At 66.0% G+C, this 12,209-nt stretch carries 11 protein-coding genes and 1 pseudogene; 3 read left to right on the top strand and 9 right to left on the bottom strand.

What is annotated here, in order from left to right; genetic code table 11:
* Positions 1-565: 565 nt before the first annotated feature.
* From AB0H36_RS47020 to AB0H36_RS46985, 8 genes and pseudogenes are all read right to left on the bottom strand, one after another.
* Entirely contained in the window at positions 566-1,738 is a 1,173-nt protein-coding gene (locus AB0H36_RS47020) for a glycerate kinase (RefSeq protein ID WP_360538563.1), read from the bottom strand.
* Positions 1,738-2,313 (bottom strand): annotated as a pseudogene (locus tag AB0H36_RS47015) (thiamine pyrophosphate-dependent enzyme); the annotation flags it as partial. The pseudogene AB0H36_RS47015 and the gene AB0H36_RS47020, both read right to left, overlap by 1 nt.
* Positions 2,314-2,450: 137 nt before the next feature.
* Complete coding sequence (locus tag AB0H36_RS47010) at positions 2,451-3,533, bottom strand: LysR substrate-binding domain-containing protein (protein ID WP_360538561.1); 1,083 nt, start codon at positions 3,531-3,533, stop codon at positions 2,451-2,453.
* Between the two features lie 6 nt (positions 3,534-3,539).
* Positions 3,540-4,646, bottom strand: a complete 1,107-nt coding sequence (locus AB0H36_RS47005; protein ID WP_360538559.1) for a quinone-dependent dihydroorotate dehydrogenase — start codon at positions 4,644-4,646, stop codon at positions 3,540-3,542.
* Positions 4,647-4,827: 181 nt separating this feature from the next.
* Entirely contained in the window at positions 4,828-6,456 is a 1,629-nt protein-coding gene (locus AB0H36_RS47000; RefSeq protein ID WP_360538557.1) for an extracellular solute-binding protein, read from the bottom strand.
* A 23-nt stretch (positions 6,457-6,479) separates the two neighbouring features.
* Positions 6,480-7,403, bottom strand: coding sequence for a carbohydrate ABC transporter permease (locus AB0H36_RS46995; RefSeq protein ID WP_360538555.1), 924 nt, complete (start codon positions 7,401-7,403; stop codon positions 6,480-6,482).
* Positions 7,400-8,398 carry an ABC transporter permease subunit gene (locus AB0H36_RS46990; RefSeq protein ID WP_360538553.1) on the bottom strand — a complete coding sequence of 333 codons (999 nt, stop codon included), beginning with the start codon at positions 8,396-8,398 and terminating at the stop codon, positions 7,400-7,402. Before AB0H36_RS46990 ends, AB0H36_RS46995 begins: the two co-directional genes overlap by 4 nt.
* Positions 8,399-9,280: 882 nt before the next feature.
* The gene (locus AB0H36_RS46985) at positions 9,281-9,439 is read right to left on the bottom strand and encodes a hypothetical protein (protein WP_360538551.1); all 159 of its coding nucleotides are present in this window, start codon (positions 9,437-9,439) and stop codon (positions 9,281-9,283) included.
* A gap of 477 nt (positions 9,440-9,916) precedes the next feature.
* Here AB0H36_RS46985 and AB0H36_RS46980 point away from each other — a divergent pair, with 477 nt between their 5' ends.
* Complete coding sequence (locus tag AB0H36_RS46980; protein ID WP_360538549.1) at positions 9,917-10,765, top strand: AraC family transcriptional regulator; 849 nt, start codon at positions 9,917-9,919, stop codon at positions 10,763-10,765.
* A gap of 105 nt (positions 10,766-10,870) precedes the next feature.
* Positions 10,871-11,794 carry a phytanoyl-CoA dioxygenase family protein gene (locus AB0H36_RS46975; protein WP_360538547.1) on the top strand — a complete coding sequence of 308 codons (924 nt, stop codon included), beginning with the start codon at positions 10,871-10,873 and terminating at the stop codon, positions 11,792-11,794.
* Here AB0H36_RS46975 and AB0H36_RS46970 read toward each other — a convergent pair.
* The gene (locus AB0H36_RS46970) at positions 11,784-11,939 is read right to left on the bottom strand and encodes a hypothetical protein (protein WP_360538545.1); all 156 of its coding nucleotides are present in this window, start codon (positions 11,937-11,939) and stop codon (positions 11,784-11,786) included. The two genes, AB0H36_RS46975 and AB0H36_RS46970, sit on opposite strands and share 11 nt — an antisense overlap.
* A gap of 88 nt (positions 11,940-12,027) precedes the next feature.
* Here AB0H36_RS46970 and AB0H36_RS46965 point away from each other — a divergent pair.
* On the top strand, positions 12,028-12,209 hold a 182-nt coding region (locus AB0H36_RS46965), incomplete at its 3' end, for a citrate/2-methylcitrate synthase (RefSeq protein ID WP_360538544.1).

Below are 12,209 nucleotides of genomic sequence, written 5' to 3'. Positions count from 1 at the left end.
CTCGGATTCCGCAACCTCACCAACTACATCGCCAGATCCCTACTCGAAACCGGCGGCTTCAGACCCCAACTACACCCTCAATCGTGAAGAGCCGGATTGGCTAGGACGTCATCGAGTGCGCGTAGCCGCTTCCGGTCGCTGTCCTTGAGAGAGGACGTCGACGACGGCCTAGTCGGCGGTCGGGCGAAGCGGTGGATCAGTCGGCGGTTGTTGGTCCTCGAGCGGCTCGAACCCGTGGCGGAGTACGGCGCGCACGCACTCCCCCACCGCGCCGCTAAGGTGGGCAGGTCTGCCAGCATGTCGATGTCCTTGCTGGCGCGGGTCGCGATCCGTCTGGCGACCAGGCCGTGGAGCATCACCATCTGGGAACCGACCAGCACCCAGGACGTTTGGGTTCTGGGTGGTGACCCTCATGCCGTACCGCGCGATCCGTTTCGGACGGAGCGCTGACCCGCAGTACACGTCGACGAGGCCGCCGGTGGTGACCAGGCCGCGCCTAAGCGGACTTGCCCACGGCCTGATGAGACACAAACTCACTGTGCCCCGATGATGAACGCGCGCCACCTCATGCGGTGTCCCTTTCGGTTGCTGTCATCGTAGATCGCGGGAGGTGGTCGGCTGCGATCCGTTCACCGAGCTGTCGCAGCAGCGGGACGGGGTCGGCGATGCACCGTCGTACGTCAGGCTCGAGATCGGTCAGCGCGTACGCCGCGACGATGCCGGCCTGCCGCAGCCGATCGGGGTCGAGCCGGTTGGTGCCGCAGACGGCAACCACGGGGATGCCGGCCGCTCCGGCCGCCGCAGCCACGCCGACGGCTGCCTTGCCGTGCAGCGTCTGCTCGTCGAGCGCGCCTTCGCCGGTGATCACAAGATCCGCGTCGGCGAGCTGCTGGTGGAAACCGACCAGCTCGAGCATCAGGTCGATGCCCGGGCGCAGCTGAGCATCGAGCAGCGCCAGAGCCGCAAGGCCCACCCCGCCAGCCGCCCCAGCACCAGGCGCATCACGGAGGTCGCGTTCGCTCGTCCGGGCCACGAGGTCTGCCCAGTAGGTCAGCGCAGCGTCGAGCTCCTCGACCTGGTGAGGGTCCGCACCCTTCTGGGGTCCGTAGACCGCCGCCGCGCCGGTGGGGCCGGTGAGCGGATTGTCCACGTCGCAGGCAACGACGATCTCGACTCCGGCCAGTCGGTCGCGCAGTGCAGTCAGGTCGACGGCCAGCGCTCCGATCAAAGCCGCGCCGCCCTCGGCGACGTCTATGCCGTCGGCGTCGTACAGCCGGGCGCCGAGAGCGCGAACCAGACCGGCTCCGCCGTCGGTGGAGGCGCTGCCGCCGATGCCGAGGATGACCCGGGTGCAGCCGCTGTCGATCGCCGCCGCCACCAACTCGCCCGTGCCATGCGAGGTCGCAGTCATCGGAGCCGGCCTGCCGCCGGGCAGCCGGACCAGGCCGGAGACGTCGGCCAATTCGACAACCGCGACCTCGCCGCGCCGGGCAAATCCGCTGCGTACCGGCTCGCCGGTGGGTCCTGTGACAGTCACCGGCACCAACTGGAAGCCGGAGGCAACGGTGGCGGCGAGGGTTCCGTCGCCGCCGTCGGCCACCGGGATCGCGTCGATGATCGCGTCGGGGCACACACGTCGTACGCCGAAGCTGACCGCGGCGGCGACGTCGGCGCTGGTGAGAGTGCCCTTGAACTTGTCAGAGGCAACGATTAGCCGGGGAAGTAGGTGACTCGGCATCAGCTGAGTACGGCGATCGCGGTCGGGACGCCCTCGCGGCGCTCGGCCAGGTCCTCGAACTCGACGATGTTGTCGATCTCGGGGCCCATGGACACGTTCGTCACCCGATCTAGGATGATCTCCACGACGACCGGGACCCGGTGCTCGACCATCAGCTTCTTGGCCTGCTCGAGCGCTGGCAGGATCTCGTCCGGCTCGGACACCCGGAGCGCCTTGCAGCCCAGGCCCTCGGTGACCTTGACGTGGTCGACGCCGTACCCGTTCAACTCCGGGCTGTTGATGTTCTCGGACGGCAGCTGCACACGGTAGTCCATGTCGAAGACGCGCGGCGCCTGCCTGATCAGGCCCAGGTAGGAGTTGTTCAGGACGACGTGGAGACAGGGGATGTTGAACTGCGCGCCCGCCACCAGCTCCTCGATCAGGAACTGGAAGTCGTAGTCGCCCGAGAGCGCCACGACGGTCGCGTCAGGGTCCGCAACCGCAACCCCGAGCGTGGCGGGCACGGTCCATCCGAGCGGACCGGTCTGATCGACGTTGATCCCGTGCCGCGGCCGGTACACGTGCAGCATCTGCGCGGCGTGGATGTCGGCCGCATCGGCGTTAACCACCCCGCCACCGGCGACGATCAGCGGCCGGTCGGCGTCGGTGAGGAGCGCGAGCACCTTCTCCGCCTGGGCACGAGTCGGCCGACGCCACATGGTGAATTTTGCGGTCATGTCCGGGTGGCTGACGCTGGCGTGTGGATCGGATGTCCGGTGGCGATGATCGCGGTGGTCAATGCCTCGGCGGCGTCGCTCGACTTGCGCTGCTTGGTGAGCAGGACGAGGTCGATTTCGCCGAGGTCGGGCAGGCCGGCGCCGGCGGGGAGCTCGACGAGATCCTCCGGCACCAGGCTGCGCGCGAAGATCGCCAAGCCCAGGCCGGCGCGGGCGGCCGCGACAACGCCGAGCACACCCTTCACGGTGCACCGGACCCGATACGGCACGCCAGCCTGCTCGAGCACCTGCACCGCGAGGGAGCGGGTGATGCTCGGCGCCTGGTAGACGATGAGCGGGACGGGCCGGTTGCGTTCGAGCTGGGCGCCGGCTACGCCTGCCCACACGAGCCGGTCCCGACGCACGAGACGACCCCGCTGCTGGCCTGGCGTCTGCTTGACGAAGGCAACATCCAGGTGCCCCGACTCGACCCGGCGCTGCAGCAGCTCGCTTTGCGAGACGCTGAGTTCGAGGTCCACGCGCGGGTACTGCTGGCGGAAGTCCCACAGGATCCGCGGGACAGGAGTCAGCGCGAGGTCGTCGGCGACGCCGAAGCGCAGCCGCCCGCTCAATCCCGACCCCGTGAAGTAGCTGACCGCCTCCTCGTGCGCTGCGAGGATCGAACGGGCGAACCCGGCCATCGTCTCGCCGTCGGCGGTCAGCATCACCGATCGGGTATCGCGCAAAAACAGCGACCGGCCAACGGCCTGCTCCAACTTGCGCACCTGCTGGCTCACCGTCGACTGCCCGATCCCGAGCGAAGCGCCGGCCCGGGTGAAGCTCAGCGACTGCGCCACCGCCAGGAACGTGCGCAGCAACTCCGGCTCATACATGTCAACCTCCTCCCGCCAGCCAGCAAGCGCCACGCTGCGGTCGTCGCCCGATCCAATCTGGCAGGCCAGACCGCAGGGGTTCGTCGAGATGAGGCCACTCGCGGCGCGTCGCATGGTGACCGATCGCTTTCGCGGATTGGCTGGCCCGGCGCCACGACCAGCCTTCGAATATAGGTTGCTGCTGGGTTTGCCCCGACGACGCCTCACGTTTGGTCAAGCCACCCCATGGCCACTCCCAACCGCCTTCTCCACCGAGTCGAATCCATCGCGCTCGAGACGTTCGGTCAGCCCGCGCAAGATCTCCGGAACCAGTCGTGGGCCGTGGTAGATCAGGCCGGTGTACAGCTGCACAAGCGAGGCACCGAGCTGGATCTTGCGGTACGCCGCCTCGGCACTGGCGACACCGCCGGCTGCGATCAGCGCGTATCGGCTGCCTGGACCAATAGCGTCGTACAAGCGGGAGAGCACCTCGTTGAGATAGGCCTCGACCGGTTCTCCAGCAATCGCGCCCGGCCGAAAGTCCAGGACAGCCGCCGCACTCTTGAGCTTTAGGTGCTCAGGGCGGCCGCTGGGCAGGTTGATCGCGAAACCTCGAACGGATGGGAACGCATCGGCGATCTGGACGATGTCGCGCAGTTTTCCACGATCGGTTGTCGGCTTGAGCTTCAGCACCAGCGGAACTTCCGTCGTGACGTCGGCCAGATGCCCCAGCAAGGTCCCGATTCTGTCATGGTCGTCGAAGAAATCTCGATCGTCGGCCGAATTGGGACAGCTGAGATTCAATGTGACATATTCAGCCGAACCGGCAATCAATCGCAGCGACCTGGCGAAGTCTTCGTAGACGTCAGGCTCGACCGCTGGCCGGCTGGGGTCGTTCGTCTTGACCAAATTTATGCCGAGCGCAACCGCCGGCCGGCGGCGAGCCAGGCGGGCGGCCACCGCCTCAGCTCCGTCGTTAGGGACGCCGTAGTACACCACCACCGCGCGATCGTCGGGCAGCCGCCACAGCCTAGGACGCGGATTCCCGTGCGACACATACGCCGAAACGGACCCGAGCTCGACATGCCCGAAGCCAAGACTTCCCAGCATCGCGACCGCCCGGCCGTTTTTGTCGAATCCCGCTGCCAGTCCGAGCGGATTGGCGAACTCGATGCCCGCCACCGTCGTCCGCAGCCTCGGATCGTCAACGCCGAACCGGCGCGCCACCGCTCGCCGAAGCGTTCGGGACCGCCCGGCGAAGTCGCATGCCCGGATCGCCATATTGTGCGCCCTCTCCGCGTCCATGCGGAACAACAGCGGCTTGACTAGGCCCTCATACATAGATCACCAATTCTCTTAGGTTTCGGCAAGCGCTTGCCGCAATGGCCCACAAGGAGTCCTCTCAAGCGATCACCGCACTCGAACGGCAAGCCTGCGGACCGCCACATCACCCGATGCCGAGTGACGTCACTCGCTCACCTGACATTTATGGCGTTGTCTTTCGCTCGTCGATGGTCGCGGCTCAGCGGGAGGACTTGAGGGCCTGGGCGAGTTCGCCGGCGATCCGGTCACCGCCGTCGTTCTTCCATTTCTTTACCGCGTCGCGCCAGTCCGACACCGACTTGCGGCCCTGGACGATGTCGTCGGCGACCTGGTTGACGGCGTCGGTGAGCTGCTGGCCCTTGCGCACCTCAGTTTCGGAGTAAAGGCCGGCAGCCGGGTTGGCGATGGCGTCCGGGCAGACTGCCTTCATCGCGTTGAACTGGGCGTCGGCGCTGCCCTCCCGCTCAGGCAGGAAGATCGTCCAGGGTGCGTCCGCCTCGTAGCCCAGGGCAAGCTGGATCTCGCTAAAGCCCTTCGCGTTGAGTACCGGATTGCCGTCGACCAGCCGGTGGTGGACGCCGGGCAGGCCGTATTTGCGGAACAGGTACTCCTGCGTGCCGAACGGCGTGGCCAGGTAGTTCAGGTAGGACAGCAGCGTTTCGACCCGTCGCTCTGCCTTTTTACTGATCGCCGTGACGCCGATCGCCGGCTTGCCCAGCCAGGTCCGGCCAACTCCCGAGCCGTCGTGTTTCGGCGGAGGGACGGTCGCGATCCGGGCGTTATTGTCGGTCATATTCTGCAGGTACGTCGGCCAGGCACTGAAGGTGTCCAGCACGAGGGGACTCGATCCGTTCGCGAACCGCGTCTTTAGGTCCGTGTTCTGGCCGGAGTATGCGTCGGGGTGGATATAGCCCGACTTCCACAGCTTCCGCAGGATCCCGAAGACCTCCTCGTGGGCCTCGTGTTCCAGGTAGCTGACGAGCGTGTCGCCGTCCGTGCGCCAAAGGTTCGGCATGTCGAACATGTTCCGCACAAACTGCGTCGGCGTGGAGGCCAATGCGAAGCGGTTCAGCCGCCGGTCGGTCAGGCTCTTGCACAGCTCGACGAAGTCGTCGGCGCTCTTCACCTCGGCCTTCAGTCCCTGCGCCTCGAGGATGTCCGCGCGGCTGTACAGCACCTGGGAGCTGATCGCGCCGCGTGGAATCGGGACGGCGTAGATCTTGCCGTTGAAGATCCCCGAATTCCAGCAGACCTCGGGCAGGTTCGCCAGAAACGGGTACTTCTTGATGTTGTTCCCGGACAGGTGCGGGGTCAGATCGGTTGCCTTCGCCGCCAGCATCTGCGGGATCTGCGGTACCGCACCGACCGTGAAGAGGTCGCCGAGCTGGTCGCCGGCGACCGCGGTGGCGAATTTCTTCGGGTAGTCCGCCGACGGTGTCAGGTTCACCTGGATCGGTGACCCCACCCGCTTGTTGAGCTCCTGCCAGAAGGTGTTCTGCTCGACCTTGGGCGGGATGGGCCAGTTGGTGAAGGTGGTGACCTGGATCGGCTTGCCGTCACCGGGTGGCTGTGTGATCGCCCGGACTGGGTCGGCCGGGTAGCGGTGGAACGCGTCCGGGATGTTGTATTCGGCGCCAGCCAGGTCGGGTTCGACCCCGGTGTAGCGCTCGTAGGCCGGCAGGATCTTGGCGCGTGACGCCTCGTCGTTCCCAGCGCTCGAGCCGCCCCGGCCGGCGTTGGAACAGCCGACCACACCGGCCAGGCTGAGCGCTGCGCCGCCGGCGAGCACTGTCCGGCGGCTCAGCGGCCGCGCATCGTGGACACTCATGGTGCTACCTCTCTCTTCACAGGTCAGCCCTTCACGGCTCCGGTCAGCACGCCCTTGGCGAAGTGGCGCTGGATGAAGGGATACGCACAGAGGATCGGAACGATCGAAATCATCAGAATCGCCATTTGGATCGACGTCTGCGGCGGTACCGCCTCGCCGCTGAGCCCGAGGTCCTGACCGCCGAGCTCGACCCCGTTGACGACGTAGGTGCGCAGCACCAGCTGCAGCGGCCACTTGCTGGTGTCGTTGATGTAGAGCAGCGCGTTGAAGAAGCTGTTCCAGTAGCCGACGCCGTAGAACAACCCGATGACGGCGATCACCGCCTTGGACAGCGGCAGCCCGATGTACCAGAACAGCTGCCATTCCGACGCGCCGTCGATCCGCGCCGAGTCGATGATCTCGCCGGGCAGGCCGACGAAGTACGCGCGGACGACGATCACGTTGAATGCGCTGACACAGACCGGGACGATCACGGCCCACACGCTGTCCAGCAGGCCGAACTGCTGAACGACGAGATAGGACGGGATCAGACCCGGGTTGAACAACAAGCTGATCAGGACGAGCAGCAGCAGCGGCCGGTTGCCGATCGAGCCGCGGCGACTCAGCGCCCAGCCGAGCGTGCAGGTGAGCAGCAGCGCGAGCCCGGTGCCAACGGCGGTGATGAAGCAGCTGATCATCAGCGCCTGCGTCACCGCCCCACCGGCGAAGATCGAGCGGTACGCCGCCAGGTCGATTCCGTGGGGAAACATCACGAAACCACCCGACTTGGTGACCTCCTCGGCGGGCGCGAGGCTGGTCGAGATTACGCCGATGAACGGGAACACGACAAGCGCGCAGATGATGGTCAGGAAGACCGCTTTGACGACCCGCTCCGGCAGCCCTGGCATCGGCATCCCGTCGACCATCGTGCGATGGTGGCTGGTGTTCGAAGCCTTGGTGAGACTCATCCCCGGTACACCCCCTCCTCGCCGAAGCGATGGGCGATCTTGTTCGCGGACAGCACCAGGGCCAGCGCGACGGCGCTCTTCACCAGGCCGACCGCGGCGGCCACGCCCCAGTTCCCGCCAACGATGCCGTTGTTGTAGACGTAGGTATCGAGGACCTCACTGGCGTCGATGCCGACGGCCTGTTGCTGCAGGATGATCTGTTCGAACCCGACGGTTAGCGAGTCGCCGAGCTTGAGGATCAGGAGCAGGATGATGATCGGTTTGAGACCCGGCAGCGTCACGTGCCAGGTCTGCCGCCAGCGGCCGGCGCCGTCCACCGCGGAAGCCTCGTAAAGGGCCCGGTCGATCTGCGACAGCACAGCCAGGAACAAGATGGTCGCCCAACCCGTGTCCTTCCACAGCACCTGCGATGTCAGCAGCGCCCGGAAGACCTCGACATTCCCGATAATGTGCAGCGGGTCGTGCCCGTGCGACCTGAGCCAGTTGTTGATCATCCCGGTCCCGCCGAGCACCTGCTGGAACACCGCGACCACGATCACCCAGGACATGAAGTGCGGCAGGTAGATGATCGACTGCACCAGCTGCCGCAGCCGGTTCGACAGCAGGCTGTGCAGCACGACGGCGACCACGATCGGCGCCGGGAACACGATGACCGTCTGGATCACGGTCAGGATCAGCGTGTTCTTGACCGCGTTCAGGAACGCCGGATCACCGCTGACGACCACCTTGAAGTTGTCCAGCCCCACCCACAGGCTCTGCTTGATCCCCAGGTACGGCTGATAGTCCTGGAAGGCGATCACATTCCCGAGCAACGGGTAGTACTGGAACGCCAGGATCACCAGCAGTCCAGGGATCGCCAGCAGAAGCACCGGGTAGTCCCGTCGCAGCCGCGTGAGAAAGGACAGCTTGTTGACCCGGGGCGCTTCTTCCGGGGGATCCGCAGGATCCGCGCGGACGGCTCGACCCGGTGGCCGAGCCAGCTCGGTTTCGATCACAGGCACTCCTTTGGTCGGCCTGACGGACATGGATCGGGCAACCGGTCACCGGTCATGAACGGGTACGATTAGCCGGGCGACGGCCCAGCCTGCGGCGTTGCTCCGTCCTAGAGGCTGATGCGTTGCCGTCGAGGACGAAAGGCCCAGCGATCACCCCTCGCCCCTCCAGGCAATCCGAACCGGCCCTCTCTTGCCGCGAGGACCGCCTCGGCGAGGGCCACTGCAGCCCCACAAGATCAGGGAGGAAGCCACGGTTGTACCGGCAGCAGCCATGAATCGGTGGCGGCTGATGGGATGATTCATCTTTCGCTCCCGATTTCCGAACCCACCTCGGTGTGGGCTGATGCGCCACAGTAGGCGCGAGCCGGGAAGCGCAGCCACGGCGCGAGCGGCCATAAATGTGCACCGAGTGGGGGCTTCGACCCGGCGAGACAACGATCTACTGTGCACTAAACCGGGTTTGGTGACACTAGGTCGGCGAGCAAGAACGGGATCGGTTGGAGGCCATCGAGAACCGTTGGCCCAGCAGTTCTCGGCCAGGGCGCGGACTTCGCACTGGCCAGCCGACGACGTAGCGGGAGTAGATGTCGATGATCACGTACAGCTAGTAGTAGTTCCTTTCGCCGGCCCGCGCAGCGTGGTGATGTCCCACAACCCAGCACAAGTTCAGTCTTGCGGCACGAGTTCGGGTTGATCCGCGCCGGGCAGATGCCTGGCGGGCCGCTGGCGCACCTCGTCGTGATCGCGCAGGATCCGGTACATCGTCGACGCCGAGGCCAGGTCGACCGGTCATCGAGCAACTCGTAGCAGATCAACGCCGGGCCTTGTCCATGTGCCCGGGACTGTTGAGCACCGCCCGCACTCCGGCCCACTCCGATAGCGTCAGCGCCCACGGCCGCGGCTCACGCCGCCGCGCTGGCCGTACGGGACCGGGTTCTTGCGGTGAGGCCGGGACTGCCTGGCCTGCGACCGACCGGTCGCCACGCAGGCCTGGCGGGTCCGGATCGGCGGCTGCAGCTCGGTGATCGCGTCATCGATCATGGCGTGGGCTCGCTCCCGCTGGGCAGACGCAACCGCCGGATCTCCGCCCAGTCCTCCGCGCCCAGTACCTGCCTCCCTCCCGATCCTTCGGATCGGCCGGCGGGCAGGCCCGCGGTCTTGGCCAACACCGCCAACGCGCCCTTCCCCCGCTGCTCCCGCCACGCGAGATCAACGACGAATACAGACCCTCCCGCCGCTCGCCGCGCCCTTCCCTCGTCTTGTCCAGCTCCTCATTCTCGGACAGGATCCTGCCGATAGGACGCCAAATACCTGCGCGACCACACCGCCGCCGGAACCTCCGATCAGGCGACCAAGCCCCTCCATGGATGTGCTCACAATGGGAACGGGCTCCTCTGCTCGCCCTCAAGACAACGATTTCAGCATCAAACCTTGCCTCAGGCAACCTTGACACATAGGGAGGAAGACATGACACACAAGCCTCGACTTCGGGCTACGAGCTCCGGGCACGATGGGACCGTGCATGCCGAATCTTCGATCGACTATGCCGATCCGGACATCTGGCGGGTGTTGGCGGCAGGTGCAGCGACGCACCCGCTACAGGCCGGACGGTCTGCCAGTTGGGTGCGGTGCGAGCCGGGCTGGGCATGGCGGCGCAGGCTCCCGGACTTCGACCTTTGGGCGGTCACCTCGGGGCACGGCGTGGCAAGGCTGGCCGGCGAGACAATCCAACTGTCAGCTGGAACGGTATTGCTGCTTCGGCCGGGCGATGAGATCGACGCCGATCAAGACGACGACGATCGGCTACACGTAGGGTTCGTTCACTACGTCTATCCGAATCCACCTGCCGCACGGCTGCTGGCACCGCGGGTTGTGAGTCTCACGGAGCCATCGGCTGTCTGGGAGCGGCTCCGTGCAGTGATCAGTGCCGTCCACCGCCGCGACAACTCGGGGCCAGTTCAGGCCTCGGCAGACCTAGCTGCTCTGTTGATGGAGTTGCACGTCGAGGCAGCCCGGTCAGAGGGCGCCTTGCCGCCTCCGCTGGATCCACGAGTGCGGATCGCTATCAACATGCTCCGCTCGCGACTTGACCAGCGCACGACACTGGCTGAGGCCGCGGCGGTCGCGAAACTCGCTCCGGACACGTTCTCGCGGCTGTTCCACGCGGAGACGGGCCGGACGTTTCGGGCGTACTGCGTCGCGGCCCGGATCGAGCGTGCTCGAGAGCTTCTTTCGGAGACCGCCCTGAATGTCACGGAGGTCGCCCAGGTGTTGGGGTACACCGACTATCGCCTCTTCGCCCGTCAGTTCGAACAACACAATCAGGGCTGTCCACCAAGTCGCTGGCGTGCCTCGAACCCCGGTTGAGCCCACAGAACACCCGGCTCACGCCGTCGTAGGCCAGGTGTTCCCTGACCTAGCGTCGATTGCAGCCGTTCCGCTGGGACGGCTCGATCAACAAGGGGCATGGCCATGGGCAAACACCAGGCGGACACCACTACCAAGTTCGACTACAGGCCGCGGCAGTCGCGAAACCCGCGAGCGGATCAGGCCAAGTATCAGGTGGACACGACTACCGAGTTCGGCTATCCCCCCGATTTGTACCGGTTCGACAATCCAGCCACGTTCGTGGAGTCGATCGACGAGGTCGGCGACGACGATGTTGCGAGGTTCGCGGTGGAGGGTTACCTTGCCGTGCGCAACGTACTCGAACCGCGCGAGGTCACCGATGTCCTGGACGGGCTGTCCCACGTCTTGACCAGTCCGGGTCAGGCAGAGATCCAGTACGAGTCATGGGCGGCGGATCGCGTGGACACCGCGACCGGAACCGAACGCATGGATCTCGTGCGGAAGTTCATGTGGTTCGTGAACGAGGACTCTCGCCTGCACGGACTGGCGACCGATGAGCGGATCCTGCGAGTTGTCCGACAGCTGACAGGTAGTGAAGATCTCACGATGTTCCAGGACATGGCGCTGCTCAAGCCGCCTGGCGGCGGGAGAGAGAAGCCGTGGCACCAGGACAATGCCTTCTTCGCCTACGAGCCCGGGACACCGATCGTCGGGGTATGGATCGCCCTGGATCCGGCTACACCCGAGAACGGCTGCATGCATGTGATCCCAGGCAGCCACACCGAAGGACCTGTCGTGCACTTCAAGCGCCGCGACTGGCAGCTGTGCGACGACGAGGTCCAGGTAACCCGTGACACCGTCGTTCCACTCCCCCCGGGCGGGGTTCTCTTCTTTCACGGATTGCTGCACCATGGCACCCCGGCCAACCGTACTGACACTCGCCGGCGCGCGGTTCAACTGCACTATCTGCCGGCCGGCACACCGGGCGTCCCGCAAGAACGTCGGCTCGAGATCTTCGGAAGCGAAGGCAAAGACGTCACGTGCTGACGAAGGGCTCCGGGCACTGCGGGACGACGGCTTCGACGGCTACTTCTCGCTCGAACCCCACCTGCAGAAGGCCAGTCAGTTCGGCGACTTCTCCGGCGCCGAACTGTTCGCCAAGGCGCACGCCGCCTTCACCGCCATTCTCCACACCGAAGGGATCCCCTACGCCTAAGCGCCTATCGGCACGCAGGCCGCTGGTGGGGCCAACGCGCAGACCACGAGGACGAGGGAGTGGTATGTCAGATCCGAGGACCGAGGTGCAGCACGGCCTGGAGGGCGTGATCGCGTTCGACACGCAGATCGCCGAGCCCGACAAGGAGGGCTCGGCGCTGCGCTACCGCGGCGTGGACATCGAGGACCTGGTCGGCCGGGTGCCGTTCGAGAACGTCTGGGGCCTGCTCGTCGACGGCGCCTTCAC

This window comes from Kribbella sp. NPDC050820 (assembly GCF_040653975.1).
GTDB lineage: Bacteria > Actinomycetota > Actinomycetes > Propionibacteriales > Kribbellaceae > Kribbella.
The sequence above is the reverse complement of the archived record's forward strand: the minus strand, read 5'-3'. Positions and strand labels throughout refer to the sequence as shown.

Coding starts and splice junctions, on each gene's coding strand:
- AB0H36_RS47005 (WP_360538559.1), bottom strand. CDS start 4,646: ATGTATGAGGGCCTAGTCAAGCCGCTGTTGTTCCGCATGGACGCGGAG.
- AB0H36_RS47020 (WP_360538563.1), bottom strand. CDS start 1,738: ATGCCGAGTCACCTACTTCCCCGGCTAATCGTTGCCTCTGACAAGTTC.
- AB0H36_RS47000 (WP_360538557.1), bottom strand. CDS start 6,456: ATGAGTGTCCACGATGCGCGGCCGCTGAGCCGCCGGACAGTGCTCGCC.
- AB0H36_RS46995 (WP_360538555.1), bottom strand. CDS start 7,403: ATGAGTCTCACCAAGGCTTCGAACACCAGCCACCATCGCACGATGGTC.
- AB0H36_RS46985 (WP_360538551.1), bottom strand. CDS start 9,439: ATGATCGATGACGCGATCACCGAGCTGCAGCCGCCGATCCGGACCCGC.
- AB0H36_RS46975 (WP_360538547.1), top strand. CDS start 10,871: ATGGGCAAACACCAGGCGGACACCACTACCAAGTTCGACTACAGGCCG.